The 16,589-nt window shown below is 62.5% G+C and carries 11 protein-coding genes; 7 read left to right on the top strand and 4 right to left on the bottom strand.

Going from position 1 to position 16,589, the window contains the following annotated elements; all coding sequences use genetic code 11:
• Nucleotides 1-271: 271 nt before the first annotated feature.
• On the bottom strand, nt 272-1,753 hold the full coding sequence (gene tssC, locus J3P85_RS15660; RefSeq protein ID WP_186704840.1) for a type VI secretion system contractile sheath large subunit: 1,482 nt from the start codon (nt 1,751-1,753) through the stop codon (nt 272-274).
• A 30-nt stretch (nt 1,754-1,783) separates the two neighbouring features.
• On the bottom strand, nt 1,784-2,344 hold the full coding sequence (gene tssB / locus J3P85_RS15655; protein ID WP_207967163.1) for a type VI secretion system contractile sheath small subunit: 561 nt from the start codon (nt 2,342-2,344) through the stop codon (nt 1,784-1,786).
• 224 nt (nt 2,345-2,568) lie between these two features.
• On the opposite strand from tssB, the gene J3P85_RS15650 reads away from it, so the two are divergent.
• Genes J3P85_RS15650 through tssA form a run of 5 tightly spaced genes read left to right on the top strand, consistent with a single transcriptional unit; the run spans nt 2,569 to nt 10,096 of the window.
• Nucleotides 2,569-3,033, top strand: coding sequence for a type VI secretion protein (locus J3P85_RS15650; RefSeq protein ID WP_207967162.1), 465 nt, complete (start codon nt 2,569-2,571; stop codon nt 3,031-3,033).
• 52 nt (nt 3,034-3,085) lie between these two features.
• Nucleotides 3,086-4,417, top strand: coding sequence for a type VI secretion system baseplate subunit TssK (gene tssK / locus J3P85_RS15645; RefSeq protein ID WP_186728517.1), 1,332 nt, complete (start codon nt 3,086-3,088; stop codon nt 4,415-4,417).
• 17 nt (nt 4,418-4,434) lie between these two features.
• Entirely contained in the window at nt 4,435-5,196 is a 762-nt protein-coding gene (locus tag J3P85_RS15640; protein WP_434702293.1) for a DotU family type IV/VI secretion system protein, read from the top strand.
• On the top strand, nt 5,193-9,017 hold the full coding sequence (locus J3P85_RS15635) for a type VI secretion system protein (protein WP_434702292.1): 3,825 nt from the start codon (nt 5,193-5,195) through the stop codon (nt 9,015-9,017). Before J3P85_RS15640 ends, J3P85_RS15635 begins: the two co-directional genes overlap by 4 nt.
• Nucleotides 9,014-10,096 carry a type VI secretion system protein TssA gene (tssA, locus tag J3P85_RS15630; protein WP_434702291.1) on the top strand — a complete coding sequence of 361 codons (1,083 nt, stop codon included), beginning with the start codon at nt 9,014-9,016 and terminating at the stop codon, nt 10,094-10,096. Before J3P85_RS15635 ends, tssA begins: the two co-directional genes overlap by 4 nt.
• Here tssA and J3P85_RS15625 read toward each other — a convergent pair.
• A complete protein-coding gene (locus tag J3P85_RS15625) occupies nt 10,093-11,046 on the bottom strand; it encodes a 2-hydroxyacid dehydrogenase (protein ID WP_434702290.1) in 954 nt (317 codons plus the stop codon). The two genes, tssA and J3P85_RS15625, sit on opposite strands and share 4 nt — an antisense overlap.
• Nucleotides 11,047-11,516: 470 nt before the next feature.
• On the opposite strand from J3P85_RS15625, the gene J3P85_RS15620 reads away from it, so the two are divergent.
• Nucleotides 11,517-12,797, top strand: coding sequence for a serine/threonine transporter (locus J3P85_RS15620; protein ID WP_434702288.1), 1,281 nt, complete (start codon nt 11,517-11,519; stop codon nt 12,795-12,797).
• Nucleotides 12,798-13,056: 259 nt separating this feature from the next.
• Here J3P85_RS15620 and acnB read toward each other — a convergent pair whose 3' ends face one another.
• Nucleotides 13,057-15,666 (bottom strand): bifunctional aconitate hydratase 2/2-methylisocitrate dehydratase, encoded by a 2,610-nt coding sequence (gene acnB, locus J3P85_RS15615; RefSeq protein ID WP_092348756.1) that lies wholly within the window; start codon nt 15,664-15,666, stop codon nt 13,057-13,059.
• Between the two features lie 407 nt (nt 15,667-16,073).
• Here acnB and J3P85_RS15610 point away from each other — a divergent pair, with 407 nt between their 5' ends.
• Nucleotides 16,074-16,544: a DUF1289 domain-containing protein gene (locus J3P85_RS15610; RefSeq protein WP_109756018.1), complete on the top strand. Its 471-nt coding sequence runs from the start codon at nt 16,074-16,076 to the stop codon at nt 16,542-16,544.
• Nucleotides 16,545-16,589 lie beyond the last annotated feature (45 nt).

The following is a 16,589-nucleotide window of genomic DNA, read 5'->3' as shown; positions in this document are numbered from 1 at the left end:
AACTCCTGAAGAAGACGAATGAGGCAGTGCCCGATACCGATGAATTAACCCGTGGCCAAGGCGCTTGCTGTGGCTAGATAGCTTTTGTAGCTGGAGCGCTTTTTGTGGCTGGAGCGCTTTTGTGGCAATGGAGCTTTTGTGGCGAGGGAGCTTGCTCCCGCTGGGTCGCGCAGCGGCCCCTCTTTTTTGGGACTGCTACGCAGTCCAGCGGGAGCAAGCTCCCTCGCCACAAAAAGCTCTCTAGCTACACAGCTACACAGCCACGCCGTGGTCAGGCAGCTACCGGTGGCGGCAACGTCGCCACCAGGCGGATCGAGGCCGTCAGCTCCTCCAATTGGAAGTGCGGCCGCAGGAACACCGTGGCCTTGTAGGCGCCGGGTTTGCCGGCCACCTCCGTGACGTCCACCCGGGCTTCGCGCAACGGATACTGCGCCTTGATCTCTTGCGGCGCGTTGTCGTTGATCAGCACGTAGTCGGCGATCCAGTTATTGAGGTAGGTCTGCACGTTGTCGCGGGTCATGAAGCTGCCGACCTTGTCGCGCATGATCACCTTCAGGTAATGGGCGAAACGCGAAGCCGCGAGCACATACGGCAACATCGCCGAGATCCGCGCGTTGGCGTTGGCCTCGTTGGTGTTGTAGACCTTGGCCTTGTTGGTGGTCTGGCCGCCAAAGAACACCGCCACGTCGCTGTTTTTCTTGTGGCACAGGGAGATGAATCCCAGGTCGTTGAGTTCTTTTTCACGGCGGTCGGTGATCGCCACTTCGGTCGGGCATTTGAGCGACAGGTCGCCGGAACTGGTGCGGAAGGTATGGGCCGGCAAGCCTTCGACTGCGCCCCCGCCCTCGGCCCCGCGAATCGCCGCGCACCAGCCATATTTGGCGAAGGCTTCGGTGATGCGTTGCGCCAGCGTCCAGGCGGCGTTGCCCCACAAGTATTTGCTGTGGTCGGTGCCGTTGACGTCTTCGACGTAGTTGATGCCTTCCACCGGCAAGGTGTCCGGGCCGTAGGGCAGGCGCAGCAGGAAGTGCGGCAGCACCAGGGACACGTAGCGCGAGTCTTCGCTTTCGCGGAAGGCGCGCCACTTGATCAGTTCCTGGCTCTCGAAAATCTTCGACAGGTCCCGGGGGATCGCCAGTTCGGTGAAGCTGGTCATGTCGAACAACCGCGGACTGGCGGCGGCAATGAACGGGGCGTGCGCGGCGGCCGCGACGTTCGAGAGTTTTTCCAGCAGGCCGATGTCCTGCGGATGCCGGCCAAAGGTGTAGTCACCCACCAGCAGGCTGAACGGGTGGCCGCCGAAGGTGCCGTATTCTTCTTCGTAGATTTTCTTGAACAGTGCGCTCTGGTCGAATTCGACGGCTTTTTCCAGGTCGTTCTGCAGTTCTTTCTGGGTGACGTTGAGCAGGCGCAATTTCAGCCGGGTGCTGGTTTCGGTGTTCTGCACCAGCAGGTGCAGGCCGCGCCAGGAGGCTTCGAGCTTCTGCAGTTCGGGATGGTGCAGCACTTCGTTGAGCTGGGCGCTGATCAACTGGTCGATCTGGCTGATGCGGTCGTTGATCATCGCCACCGTGTCCTTGTCGATGGCCATGCCTTCGTCGAGGACCTGGGTGGCGAATTCGGCCAGCATGTCGCGGGCGTAGTCTTGCTGGCTGTCGTCGTGGGCCATGCGGCCTTCGGCGATGATCTTGTCCAGCAGGGACAGGGTCTGGGTCGTGCTCTCGCTGGTTTGAGCGCTGGATGAAGCAGGCATGGCTTTATCTCCCTTGAATGAGGCGCGCGATCAGGCCTGTGGCTCGGCCGGGGCAGGGTCATCGTTGGCGGCGACGGTCGGCAGCTCTGGCGTCGTGTCCTGGGGCCGGGCCGATTTGATCTCCTGCAGGCCTTCGGTGTTGGCGATCACGTCACGCAGCAATTTGTCCAGGTCGTCGTTGCCGTCGAGCTTGGTCAGCAAGTCCCGCAGGCGTTGGCGCGCTTCGAACAAGCGGCGCAACGGCGTGACCTGCTCCACGACCTTCACCGGGTCGAAGTCGTCGATGTGACGGAAGTTGAGCTCGATGTTGAGCTTGCTGTCGTCGCCGCTGAGGGTGTTGTTCACTTGCAGCGTGGCGCGGGGGGAGATGGAAGCGAGCACCTCGTTGAAATTGTCCCGATCGATTTCCGTGAAGCGCCGCTCGTTGAGCTTGGGCAGCGGGTCCAACGGCTTGCCCGAGAGATCGGCCAGAATGCCGACGACCAGTGGCAATTCTTTTTTCTCGATGGCGTTGCCGATTTCCACGTCGTAGGTGATCTGGACGCGGGGAGGACGGACTCTGTCGAGCTTGTGCTGGGTACTTTCTGCCATGGCGGCCGACTCCGATGCATGTGTGGGAGCAATGCATCGGGAGTCCCGCTCATCGCATTCCCTTGCTGATCCGCAGGTTGCAAATGGGCGGCAGAAAACCTGTCATTCCCTTGACGAACCTGGTCCATTCAACCGTGTGGGTCGAACTATCCAAGACGCTAGAACAGGTCTATAAAAAAGCAAGCAAAAACAATTTTTGACCGCTGAGAAAAGGAAGATTCATTTTGCGTGGGTTTTTTTATGGATTTTTTTTGAGCCTGGCACTCACCGGTTGCTCGCTCTTCGCCCCCAGTGTCGACCTCGACAGCTTGACCCTGGACGTCGCTTCCGGCGCCAACGACGACACGCCGATCGCGGTGGATTTCATCGCGGTGAACGACCCGGACCTGCTCAAGCAGCTGTCGGGCATCACCGCCAGCCAATGGTTCGCCGAGCGCGAACAGTTCCAGCGCGACTATCGTCAACTCATGTCGGTGTGGGGGCTGGAGCTGGTTCCGGGGCAATTCATCGACCGTCAACCCTTCCCGTTGGAGGGCCGGCGCGCCGCTGGACTTTTGGTCTTCGCCAGCTATAACACTCCCGGAGCCCACCGGCTTCGGCTGGACGATCAGCGCAAGGCCTGGCTGAAGTTCGACAGTCGCGAGATGACCCTGGTCAACGATGGCCAGCGCGATGACAGCCAGCCTTGAGTGAACCGCGGGCCGCCTTGCGCGGCGACACTGGAATGTCGAAGGGAGTCGTATGAGTCTGTTACCTGACGCGGTGTGCTGGCATGAGGGCATGCAATTGCTGCCCCAGCATTTTCAATTGCAGGGGTTGCGCGCCGAGGCCTTGGCTGCGCATTTCGCCGGGGCTTGCAACCCTTGGTTCTGGGGCGTCAGCCAGTTGGAAGTCGACCCGTCGGCCCTCAGCGCCGGCCAGGTTCGACTGCTGCAATTGCAAGGCACTTTGCCGGACGGTTTGCCGGTCAATCTGCAGGCGGGCGTCGGGCCAACCTTGGAGCTGGACATCAGCGAGGCCATCGATAAGACCGACGACGCCACCGTGACCGTTTACCTGGCTGTCAGCCCGTTGTGGCGCGCCGGCCAACTGCTGCCGCTCAAGGGGCGCATGCAATCGGTGGTCGGTGAAGCGCTGCCAGACCTCACGAGCGGCGAATTTCCCGAGTCAATCACCGTCTGGCGACCGAACCCGAGGCTGTGCACGCAACTGAGCAAGGCCGATTCGATCTGCCTGCCGCTGCTGCGCATCCGCAAGGAGGGCGGCGGTTTCTGGCGCGTGCCGTACACTCCGCCGACGCCGGTCCTGTTGCCGGAGTCGGTCCTCGGTCGGCGGGTCGCCGGGGTGTGCGCCAGGGCTCGGGAAAAATGCATGTTCCTCGCCGGTCGCTTGCGCCAGGCCCAGGCGGCTGGCAACCAGGACGATGCCATGGAAATCCGCCGGCAATTGACCGCCTTGTGGGCGCGCTTGCCGGAAGTCGAAGGGGCGTTGACCACCCGGGTGGCGACGCCCCAGGCACTCTACGGGCTGCTGCTGGGGCTGGCCGGGAGCTGGTCGGCCCTCGATCCGCTGGCAGGCGTCCCGGCCTTCGCGCCGCTGGATTTTCTCGAGTTGCAGCGTGGTTACGAGCCGCTGCTCGACTGGCTGGAAACCACCCTGGAGCTGGTCCGCGCCGGCTATCGCAGCCTGGCCTTCGAGCGCAACGAGCAGGTCTTCTCGATCCAATTGCCGGACGACCAACCGGATCAACGCCTGGTGATCGGCCTGCGCATGCCCAACGGCGCCAGCGAGCAAGCGGCGGCCGACTGGTTGCGCGGGGCGATCATCGCGTCGGCACGGCACGTCCCGCTGCTGAGCCGGCAACGCATGAGCGGTTTGCCCCACCAGGCCATGAGCCGCAACGAACAGGTGGCCTACAGCGTCGGCGACGACACCCGTCTGTTCGTGGTGGCCGCCAGCGGGCAATGGTTCGACGGGCAATTGCCGCTGCACATTGTGGCGCCGGCATCGGCCCAGGCCAGCAGCCCGTGGCAGGTGGTGTTGTTCGTGGCGCAAGCCGGTGAAAGTGCCTGATTGCAAAGGGGAGTCGTATGCCAGACGGAAGTGGCGGGGCGGTTCGGAGTCTGCATGAGGCGCCGCTGAGCAGCGCTTTTCGCCAGGCCTGGCTGAAGTGGTCCCAGGAATGGCAGGACTTGCCCAAGGACAGCGACCCTGCGGTGTTGGTCAATCGGGTGGTGGAGTTTTCCGGGCGCAGCGCCCAGCGTCTGTGGCGGGTAGCCTTCGCCACTGTCGGCGATGCGGCCACCGAGCAGGTCAAGGCGCTGGTCTATGCCTTCGTGGCGTTGGTGGACGAAACCCTGCTGTTCAGCCCCTGGCCTGGGCAATTGGCTTGGCAGCAGCACCCCCTCGAATCGCGCATGTACGCCAGTCGCCAGGCCGGCGAGCGCTTGCCGGCGGCGATCAAGAAATTGCTGGATGAGCAGATGCCCGGCACCCGGGACCTGGCGAATGTCTACCTGCAATGCCTGATCCTCGGCTTCCAAGGGCGATTGCGTGGCGAACCCGGCCAGCTTCAGCAGGCCAAATGGCGCGGGGCGCTGTTCACCTTCGCCTGGCAACACGAGCCCGATTATGTCGATGTCAGCCAACGCCTGGCGCTGTCTTCGGCGGTGCCGCCGGTGCGGATGCCGGTGCAGCAGTCGTTGCCGGACGGCTTGCGGCTGGGGTTGGCGATCCTGGCGATGGTGTTGTTGCTCACCGGCCTGGGACAGGTGTTCTGGCGTGACATTCGCCTGGAGCTCGAACCCGTGCTGCAACTGGGCGAGTCGGTGGTCCAGGAGCAGGACTCATGAGTATGTTCAGTCTCGTTGCCCTGGTGTTGCTCGCCGTTGTCGTGGTGCTGTTGATTGCGGCCCTGGTCTGGTGGCTGCGGACCCAGGGCGGGGCGGCGATCCGCAGTTTCTATGGGGCGGTGCGCCACATGGAGCAGGAGCAGGGCACTCGCGACCGCTATCAGATGCCCTGGGTGATGATGCTCGGCAACGAAACCGACGGTGCCCAGTTATGCGCCCAGTGGCGCTTGCAACCGACCGAGAAGGCGGCCTGGTTCGGGCGCTGGTTTTGCGATGCCGACGGCGCGGCCTTGGTGGTGCCCCAGGCGCTGTTTCTGCCCGATGAGGGCATGAACCGGCAACGGGGCAATTGGTGGCGCCTGCTCGGGCTGATGTTGCGCTTGCGCAGCAAGCGGCCATTGGATGCGGTGATCTGGACCGTGCCGTTCAGCACCCTCGATGACATCGAACACACCACCGAGCTGAGCCTCAAGGTCCGGCGCTGTTTCATCGATCTGTTGCAACGCTTCGGCCTCAGCCTGCCAGTGTATGTCGTGATCACCGGGATGGAAGAACTGCCCGGGTTCCAGGAACTGGTCAGCGCGCTGCCCGCCGAGGCGCGCGAGTCGATGCTGGGCTGGTCGTCGCCGTATTTGCCGGACGCGGCGTGGCAGTCGCAGTGGAGTGACCAGGCCCTGGACCAGGTCAACGCCGCGCTGTCGCAGTCGATCATCGAGATCGGTGCGCTGTCGGGGCAACTGAGTACCGATCTTTATGGCTTGCCGGAGCGTTTCGAAGGCTTGCGGCGGGCTTTGCAGATCCTGCTGGAGCCGGTATTCCAGGGCAATGCCCAAGGCGAGGCGCCGCGTTTTCGTGGGGTGTATTTCACCGCCAGCCAGGCACCTTCCCTCAGCGGCGACGGGTTCACCGCCTCCGACAACGCCCAACGGCAAACCGTATTCGCCCGGCAGTTGTGGTCGCGGCGATTGGTGGCCGAACGGGGCCTGGCCCAGCCGGTGCCACGGATGTTGCGCTTGCGCCAACGCGGGCATCGCTTGGTCGCGGTGGTAGCAATGGTGGTAGGGCTGGTATGGCTGGGGAGCATGGTCTGGGTCTGGCACGATTCAGTGGAAGAAGCCGAGGGACTGTCGCGGTTGATCCTCAGCGCCCATAAGAACCACCTCGTGGTTGACCCTGACGAGCCGCAACTGGAGCCGACCCGGCACAACGTGCAGAACTATTGGAACGTGTTGGAAAAAGCCCCGCGCTGGCGCTTCGTCTCGGTGGTCTTTCCGACTTCGTGGTTCTCTTCCGTGGACACACAACTGGAAAATGGCTTGCGCCTGACCGCCCGGCATCATTGGATATTGCCGCTGCGGGACCTGCTCAACTCAGACCTGGAGCAACTCAAGTCCATCCGCAACACCGAGCGGCGGGGCAACGTCGAGAGCGAAGACCCGGCGCAATGGCAGAGCTACGTGAAAGCCAAGGCGCTGGTGGACCTGGCGGTACGCCTGGAACAGCACAACCAACTGTTCAGCCAAGTGGTAAACGATCCCAAGGCGCCCCTGGACGAACTGGTGCAACTGAGCAACACCGCCTTGTCCCTGGGCCTCAACACCGGCACCTTGAGCCGCGCACACTTCTACAACCGAGTGCTGTTCGACGCCCAGAACAGCGACTTGAAAGGGCTGGATCTGAACGCTGCTCGCCCAGTGGTCTCCGATAATTTCACCGGCCTGATGCAGCGCTGGCTGGACCATTACTTCCTGGCGGACAACTTCGTGCGCCAGGCCGGTTACCTCAAGCTGCACCTGCAACGGCTGGAGGCCGGCAGCGGCAACTCCTTGAGTGAGCTTGAAGACCTGATGGCGCTGATCGACGATTTACAGACGTTGGTCAGCTTGACCAATTCAGCCTGGGGTCGAGGCAAGGGCCAGGACCTGGTGCCCGGTTACAGCCAGATGCTCGACAAGGTCAGCCACAGTGCTTTGCTGGGGCCGGATATCGAGCAGGACCTGGAGAGCCAGGCGGCGAAGTTGCAGCAGAGTTTTCGTGATCAGTGGATTGTCCAGACCGGTTCCCGGGACAACCTGTTGGTGCAGCAGGGCAGCGGCCTGCTGGTCTTGCAAGACCATGTCACGGCGCTGGACGGTGCGGTGCAGGCACTGTTCAAGCGCGATTTCGTGGCGTTGGCGATGCAGAAGGATCCGTCGGACAGCAACCCCGATGCGATGGGCCAGGGCGATGGCAGCGATGATTTTAGCGTCGCCCTGAACTACTTCGCCAGTTACAAGAGCTATGCCAGTGAGGAGCTGCCGCGCATTCCGCCGGATTACCGTGACGCGCTGATGCAGGCCGCCGAAGGTGCTGCGGCACGGGCCATGTGGCTGAGCCTGGACGAAAGCGACGCGTCATTGCCCGGCATGGGTTTCAATGTGCAGACGGCCCAGGCCGTGGCACTGCAAAAAGCCTTCATGGATGTGCACCGCGGCGACCTGGCGATCCGCTTCCAGCGTCTGCTCAATCGCCGGGCGTTGGCGCAGATCAAGAGTGGCCTGGACGAAATCGATGCCCAGCCGCTGTTCAGCCAGCGGGCCGATATCCAACGCTGGGACGGTTCGAAGAACTTCGGCTTGCAGCTCTACGGTGCCAGCGATCCACAAGACTTGAAGCTGAGCCTGAGCCAGCAATTCGGCGTGATGCTGCAGGCCGCCGAGCAGCGAATGCCTGCCCTGGAATGGCTGATCGTCCAGCAGGACAACCTGTCGGCCCTGGAGCACGATCAGGTGGCGCGCTTCATGGCCCTCAACGATGAGTTGCTCAAGTACAAGAACCAGAACCCGGCCAGCTCGGCGGCCCAGTTGGAGCAATTGGTGAGCCGCGACTTTATCGCCATGGACACCGCGTCCTGCGCGCAGATCTTGCAGACCGCCAGCCTGCCCAGCGGGCGCGGTGACCTTGCCCAGCGCACGATTGCCTTGCAGCAGGGCGCCCTGCAGCGCTGCCTGTACTTGCAGCAGGACCAGGCGGCGACCGCCTGGAATGACCTGGCCAACTATTTCAATCAATACCTGGCCGGGCGCTTTCCGTTTGCCCAGGATGTACGGGCCAGCGATGCCGACCCGGCGCGGGTCCAACACTTGCTGGCGTTGATCGACACACGCCTGCCCCTGGCCCAGGCCGGGTTGGCGTTGAGTCAGACGCCGGACCGGCTCGCGGCCGAGGATTTCCTCAACCGTTTGAAACAGGCCGGGACCTGGCTCGGACCGCTGTTCGTACGGGACAAGAGCGGCATTCTTGGCGTGGAGATGGACGTACGCTGGCGGACCGATCGGGATGAAGAGCGCGGCGCCGACCAGGTGATTGCCTGGGGCCTGAACGCCGGCAACCAGCAGATCCGCTACCCCGGCGGTGATCAGCAGAACCTGCGGTGGATGGTGGGGCAGCCCGTGAGCCTGACCTTGCGCTGGGCCCGCAACGGTTACCAGCGTCCGGCCAACGACCCCTTGCAACCGAACCTGGTGGTGCGCGACCTGGAGGCGGGCTGGGAATACCAAGGGCCTTGGTCATTGCTGCGGTTGATGCGCTCCCAGGCGTCAGCCCAGCGCCAACCGAACGTCGACTACACCGATTTTCCCCTGGCCCTGCAATTGCCAGTCACTGCCCAGACCCAGGCGCGCACGGCGGAGCGGACACTGATGTTCGTGCGCCTGTCGTTGATGAGCCAGGGCTCCAAGCTGCCGTTGTCGATCCCGCCGCTGCCGACGCGGGCCCCCCGTTCACCCTTCATGGCGACCTCATCGAGCCCCGCCATCGCCACCCGTGAGGAGGGCCTGTGAGCTTGCCGATATCGCCTTTGCCGGAATTGGTCACTCAGTTGCTTGAGCCGATCAGCGCCGAATCGCCCTGTGGCCAGGACCTGCGCTACGAACCGGAATACGATCAGTTGCGCGAATTGCGTCGGGAGGACGACACCAGCCTGCCCACCGGCGTGTGGCAGTCTTCGATCAAGCGCGCCCTGTGGCCGGACCTGGAACGGCTCGCGAGCACGCTGTTGCTGGAGCGCAGCAAGGACCTGATGATCAGCGCCTGGCTGGGGGAGGCCTGGCTGCACATGGCCGGGCTGGAGGGACTCCCGGGCAGCCTGGCGCTGGTGGCGGGGCTGTGCGAGCGCTATCCGGAGCAGTTGCACCCCCAAGCCGACGAAGGCGACCAGTCGTGGCGGGTGATTCCGCTGGAATGGCTGGCCCGTCGCTACAGCGAAGTGCTGCTGACACGGGTGCCATTGCTCGATGGCCGGGACCCGACGTTCGCCAGTTTCTGCCTGGACGACTGGCAACGCTTGCAGCGCCAGCAGGTGTTGGTCAACGACAGCAAGAACGCCAAGGCCTCGGCGGAGGCGGCGCGCAACGATCACAAGAAACTCAGCGAACTGATTCGCGGCACACCCTTGTCGTTCTGGTTGCATCGCCAGGGCAGCCTGATGTTGAGCCTGCAGCACCTGCAACGGCTCGAAGCCTGGAGCGACGCTTACCTGGGCAGCCTGGCGCCGGGTTACAAATCCTTGCAGGACGTGATGCAGGCGTTGCTGACATTGGTAGAGGAGTTCATCGCGATGCACCCACAGCAACCCACCGTCGTGCCGGTGCAAACGGCCCCGGCGGCTACGTCACCGACATCCCAGCCACAGGCGGCAGTGGCCCAGGTCTTCCAGGAGCCGGCCAATCGTGAAGAGGCCTACCGACAGTTGCTGGTGATCGCCGGTTACCTGGCCCGCACCGAGCCCCACAGCCCGGTGCCCTACCTGATCCGGCGCGGGGTGGAGTGGGGCAACAAGCCGCTGAGCGAGCTGCTGGGTGAACTGATCAGTGCCGATGCCGAGTCCCGGCGGTTGTGGACGCTGCTAGGGGTGCTTTAAGGCTGCGGTTCGGGTAGCGGCACCGGCGTCAGCACCGGTTTGCCGGAAAAGAATGCGTTCAGGTTCTGGCCCACCAGTTCCACAGTGTCCCGCGTCGCTTCCGGCGACAGGCCGGCCACATGGGGGGTCAGCACGACGTTGGGCAGGTGTTTCAACGCGTCTGGCACCTCGGGTTCGTGGTCGAACACGTCCAGGGCGGCTCCGGCGATCCGTCGATGTTCCAGGGCGTGGATCAGGTCGGTGGTGGCGACCACGCTGGCGCGAGCGATGTTCACCAGGAAACCATGGGGGCCGAGGGCATCAAGGGCCTGTTTGTTGATCAATTGCCGGGTGTCCAGGCCGCCGGGCGTGGCGACGATCAGAAAGTCCGAGACCCGGGCCAGCTCCGTGGGCGTGGCGCAGAAGGTGTACGGCACGTCGTTGCGCATCCGCCGGTTATGGTAGCTGACGCTCATGTCGAAGCCGAGGGCGGCCCGCTTGGCAATCGCCATGCCCACCGCGCCCAGGCCCAGCACACCCAGGCGCTTGCCGGCCAGGGAGGGGCGCATGACCTTGGCCCACTCGCCCCGGCGCACACTCGCGTCGGCCCGGGGAATGTCACGCACCAGCGCCAGCAGCAGCGCCATGGCATGGTCGGCCACCGACGACGCGTTGACCCCGGCGCCGTTGGTCACCACGAGGCCCCGGTTGCGTGCGGCCTGCAGGTCTACCTGCTCGTAGCCGGCGCCGATCACGCAGATGATCTGCAGGTTGGGCAGGGCGGCGATTTCTTCCGCCGTCAGACCCAGGGGGCCGCGGGTCAGCACTGCGCTGAAGCGTTCACCGTGTTCGAAGATCGCTGTCTTGCGTTCGGCCGGCGTGGGCGCCAATTCCAAGTGGTAACCCTGCCGCTCGAGAATCGGCAGGTATTCATTGACGGTTTCAACCAGTACCAGAACGGTTGCGGTCATGCTGGGCTCCTGTGGGCGCTTTGTCGAACATCAGGTATTCAACCTGATTGTAGGAGTCGAGGGCAGGGGGAGCTTGGGCTTTTTGGATTCATTTTTTGGATCCTCTTGTCTTTGGGAGCAAAGCTTGCTCGCGAGGCGGCCTGACAGCCGGCCTGGCTCTGGCGGCAACTGTGGGAGCGAGCTTGCTCGCGATGCGATGGCACATCCAGCATGAATGTCGGCTGATCCTCCGCCTATCGCGAGCAAGCTCGCTCCCACAGGGAAGACAGGGAAGACAGGGAAGACAGGGAAATACGGGACCATTTTCATGACAGCCATCTGATCCGCATAACCGCTCCTCAGCTAAGTCTTTGCTTCTGCTCGCTAATCCCGGACAATCGCGCCCCTGTTTCGGCCAGGGCGCTGCCTGTCGGGGTTTTCCGACTCGTCCTGGCCGGGTGCATGTGACCGGAAAACGGAGATCCGACCGGATGAATGATCAGGCCAATAGCGTCGAAGAGCGCTTTGAAACGACAGTCCCAGCCACCCTCAGCCAATGGAGTCGCCAGGACACCACCTGGATGTTGGGTCTGTTTGGCACCGCCATCGGTGCAGGCACTCTGTTCTTACCGATCAACGCGGGCCTGGGCGGTTTTTGGCCGCTGCTGATCCTGGCGTTGCTGGCGTTCCCCATGACGTTTTATGCCCACCGGGGCCTGACCCGTTTCGTGTTGTCCGGTCGTGATGGCGCGGACATCACTGAGGTGGTTGAGGAGCATTTCGGTCTCAAGGCCGGCGCGCTGATCACGCTTTTGTACTTCTTTGCCATTTTCCCGATCCTGCTGATCTATAGCGTGGCGCTGACCAACACGGTGGGCAGCTTCCTGGAGCATCAGTTGCACATCCAGCCGCCCCCTCGGGTCGTGCTGTCCCTGGTGCTGATCCTGGGCCTGCTGGCGGTGGTCCGCTGCGGCGAGCAGGCGATCGTCAAGGCCATGAGCCTGATGGTCTATCCGTTCATCGTGGCGCTGCTGTTCCTGGCGGTGTTCCTGATTCCCCACTGGAGCGGCGGCATCCTGACCACGGCGTCGACGCCGCCTGCACTTTCGGCGTTGTTGCATACCTTGTGGCTGGCAATCCCGGTGATGGTGTTCTCGTTCAACCATTCGCCGATCATCTCGGCGTTTGCGGTGGACCAGAAACGTCGCTATGGCGATAACGCCGAGGAACGCAGTTCGCAGATCCTGTCGCGCGCCCATGTGCTGATGGTGGTGATGGTGTTGTTCTTCGTGTTCAGCTGCGTGCTGACCCTGACCCCGGCGCAACTGGCCGAGGCCAAGGCGCAGAACCTGTCGATCCTGTCGTACCTGGCCAACCACTTCAGCAACCCGACCATCGCCTTTGCCGCGCCGCTGATTGCGTTTGTTGCCATTTCCAAATCGTTCCTGGGGCACTACATCGGCGCCAGCGAAGGCCTCAAGGGCCTGATCGTCAAGAGCGGCCGGCGCCCGGCCCCCAAGACCCTGGACCGCCTCACCGCAGCGTTCATGCTGGTGGTGTGCTGGATCGTCGCCACCCTCAACCCGAGCATCCTGGGCATGATCGAAACCCTGGGCGGCCCGGTCATCGCGGCCATCCTGTTCCTGATGCCGATGTACGCCATCCGCAAAGTCCGGGCCATGGCCCGTTATCGCGGTCAGACTTCCAATGTCTTTGTGGTGTTGGTGGGGTTGGTGGCGATTACAGCGTTGGTCTATTCCTTCTTGGCGTGACCTGTTTTTTGTGGGAGCGAGCCTGCTCGCGAAGGCCATGTCACAGTCGATGAAGATGTTGGATGGGCCGGCCTCTTCGCGAGCAGGCTCGCTCCCACAGGTTTTGCGGTGTATATGAATTTTGTGTTCGCTGAAGATTCAATGTGGGAGCGAGCTTGCTCGCGAAGGCGGTGGCTCGCCGGGCATCGAAATAAACAAGTCATAAAAAAACGCCGCCCCTCACAAGAAGGGCGGCGTTTTTAGTCGGGCGTTTTAAGCGTTAGGCTTGAACGACCGGGATGTTGGCGTTTGCAGCCGCTTCACGGAACTCGGCGATCTGGTCGAAGCTCAGGTAGCGGTACACGTCCGCTGCCATGCTGTCGATCTTGCCGGCGTATTCCATGTACTCCTCGACGGTCGGCAGGCGACCCAGGATCGACGCAACGGACGCCAGTTCGGCCGAAGCCAGGTAGACGTTCGCGCCGTCACCCAGACGGTTCGGGAAGTTACGGGTCGACGTCGACACCACGGTGGAGTTCGGCTCGACGCGTGCCTGGTTACCCATGCACAGCGAGCAGCCTGGCATTTCCATCCGTGCACCGGCCTTGCCGTAGATGCCGTAGTAGCCTTCTTCGGTGAGCTGGTGAGCGTCCATCTTGGTCGGTGGCGACAGCCACAGGCGGGTTGGCAGCTGGCCCTTGACCTGCTCCAGCAGCTTACCGGCAGCGCGGAAGTGACCGATGTTGGTCATGCACGAACCGATGAACACTTCGTCGATCTTCTCGCCAGCAACGCTGGACAGCAGACGGGCGTCGTCCGGATCGTTCGGCGCGCAGAGCACAGGCTCGCTGATGTCGGCCAGGTCGATTTCGATGACTTCGGCGTATTCGGCGTCGGCATCGGCTTCCATCAGTTGCGGGTTGGCGATCCAGGCTTCCATCGCTTGGGCGCGACGTTCCAGGGTACGTGCATCACCGTAGCCTTCGCCGATCATCCAGCGCAGCAAGGTGATGTTCGATTGCAGGTACTCGGTGATCGACTCTTTCGACAGCTTGATGGTGCAACCGGCAGCCGAACGTTCGGCCGAGGCGTCGGACAGTTCGAAAGCCTGTTCCAGGGTCAAGCCTTCCAGGCCTTCGATTTCCAGGATGCGGCCGGAGAAGGCGTTTTTCTTGCCTTTCTTCTCGACGGTCAGCAGACCGTTCTGGATGGCGAAGTACGGAATGGCATGAACCAGGTCACGCAGGGTGATGCCAGGTTTCATCTTGCCTTTGAAGCGCACCAGGATCGATTCCGGCATGTCCAGCGGCATGACGCCGGTGGCAGCGGCGAACGCGACCAGGCCGGAACCGGCCGGGAACGAGATGCCCATCGGGAAACGGGTGTGGGAGTCACCGCCGGTACCCACGGTGTCTGGCAGCAGCATGCGGTTCAGCCACGAGTGGATGATGCCGTCGCCCGGACGCAGGGAAACGCCGCCGCGGGTCATGATGAAGTCAGGCAGGGTGTGGTGGGTGGTCACGTCGATCGGCTTCGGATAGGCCGCGGTGTGGCAGAAGGACTGCATCACCAGGTCAGCCGAGAAGCCCAGGCACGCCAGGTCTTTCAGTTCGTCACGGGTCATTGGACCGGTGGTGTCCTGGGAACCCACGGTGGTCATTTTCGGTTCGCAGTAAGTACCAGGGCGTACGCCTTGGCCTTCTGCCAGGCCGCAAGCCTTGCCAACCATCTTCTGCGCCAGGGTGAAACCCTTGGTGCTTTCAGCCGGTGCTTCTGGCTTCTTGAACAGGTCGAACGCTGGCAGGCCCAGTTCGGCGCGAGCCTTCTCGGTCAGGCCACGGCCAATGATCAGCGGGATACGGCCGCCAGCGCGGACTTCATCCAACAGCACCGGGGTCTTCATTTCGAAGGTGGTGATGACTTCGTCGGTACCGTGCTTGCAGACCTTGCCGGCATGGGGGTACAGGTCGATCACGTCGCCCATGTTCATGTTCGACACGTCGAACTCGATAGGCAGTGCGCCGGCATCTTCCATGGTGTTGTAGAAGATCGGAGCGATCTTGCTGCCGAAGCAGAAACCGCCAGCGCGCTTGTTCGGCACGTAGGGAATGTCGTCGCCGAAGAACCACAGCACCGAGTTGGTGGCCGATTTACGCGAGGAGCCGGTACCGACCACGTCACCGACGTAGGCGATCGGGAAGCCCTGGCCGCGCATTTCTTCGATCTGCTTCATCGGGCCGGTCTTGCCTTGCTCGTCCGGAACGATGCCGTCACGGGCCATTTTCAGCATGGCCAGGGCGTGCAGCGGGATGTCCGGGCGGGACCAGGCGTCCGGGGCAGGGGACAGGTCGTCGGTGTTGGTTTCGCCGGTGACCTTGAACACGCGCAGGCTGATCTTGTCGGCCAGTACCGGGCGCTTCTTGAACCACTCGCCGTCAGCCCAGGATTGCAGCACGGCCTTGGCGTGAACGTTGCCGTTCTTGGCTTTCTCAGCCACGTCGTGGAAGGCATCGAACATCAGCAGGGTGTGCTTGAGTTCTTCGGCGGCGACTGGCGCCAGCTCGGCGTCGTCCAGCAGCTCCACCAGGGTCACGATGTTGTAGCCGCCCTGCATGGTGCCGAGCAGTTCGACGGCACGCTTCTTGTCCAGCAGAGGGGATTGGGCCTGGCCCTTGGCCAGGGCGGACAGGAAACCGGCCTTGACGTAGGCGGCTTCGTCGACTCCAGGCGGAACGCGATTGGTGATCAGGTCAACGAGGAAAGCTTCTTCGCCAGCCGGAGGATTTTTCAGCAGCTCGATCAGGCCTGCGGTTTGTTCGGCGTTAAGCGGCTGGGGAACGATACCCAGGGCTGCACGCTCTTCGATATGTTTGCGGTAGGCTTCAAGCACAGTTATTACCCTCATCAGTGGTCCCAAATGGGTGTCCGGGACGCTCATCCAGAAACTCACGGCACTCATGCGCGTCAGGGGGCTTTTTGGGCCTCCACGCCAGAGTTGCCGGAGTTCCTCACAGAAGCTGCTTTCAAAGTTTTACGCCTGCAGAACGGGAGCTGATGAGGGTTGGCGTTGGGCTTTCCCCGCTGGAAAGACCCTTCGCCAACACCGCTCTGAAGGAACGACTGTGCTCGTGACGCTTTGAAAACAGCTTCTAACGGACATTGGCGCCTTAAAAGGCTGGCTGATTCTACGGGAAAAAAAAATTAAAGGTAAGTTGGGCCGGGAAGTTTGAGGGGTGATCAATCTTAGACAAAGGGCTAACATGCCGGCCTGTCCTGTTTTTGCGTGTGCGTTTCCTTATGCCCAACCAGCTCATCAAGACCCCTTGCGTCGGCCTTTGCTCCACTGTCTACGGTGACCTGGTGTGCCGTGGCTGCAAGCGGTTCCATCATGAAGTGATCCACTGGAACGGCTACAACGAGGAGGAAAAACGCGCGGTGTGGATGCGGCTCGAACAGCTGTTGGTGCAGGTGATGGTGGCCAAGTTGGAGGTTTTCGACCCCGGATTGCTGCGCCAGCAACTGGAGTCACGCAAGATCCGCTTCGTGCCGCACCAGTCGGAATACTGCTGGGCCTATCAGTTGATCGCCCGGGGCGCGCGGGTGATCAATAACCTGGAAGCCTACGGCATGGTGTTGATGCCGGAATTTCGCGATTGGGAACTGCCGGACCTGCGCGATGCCATTGATCGGGAGTTTTTCCTTCTGTCCGAAGCCCACTACCAGCGTTACATCGCGCCGGGGTTCCTGAAGGATGCGATTGGCGGCTGAGCTTTAAAGGCATCGCGAGCAAGCTCGCTCCCACACTGGACTCGG

The sequence above is a fragment of the Pseudomonas sp. Z1-12 genome (assembly GCF_051132015.1).
Taxonomy (GTDB): Bacteria; Pseudomonadota; Gammaproteobacteria; order Pseudomonadales; family Pseudomonadaceae; genus Aquipseudomonas; species Aquipseudomonas zanjanensis.
Note: the sequence above shows the minus strand (reverse complement) of the source record. Positions and strands in the feature narration are given on the sequence as shown.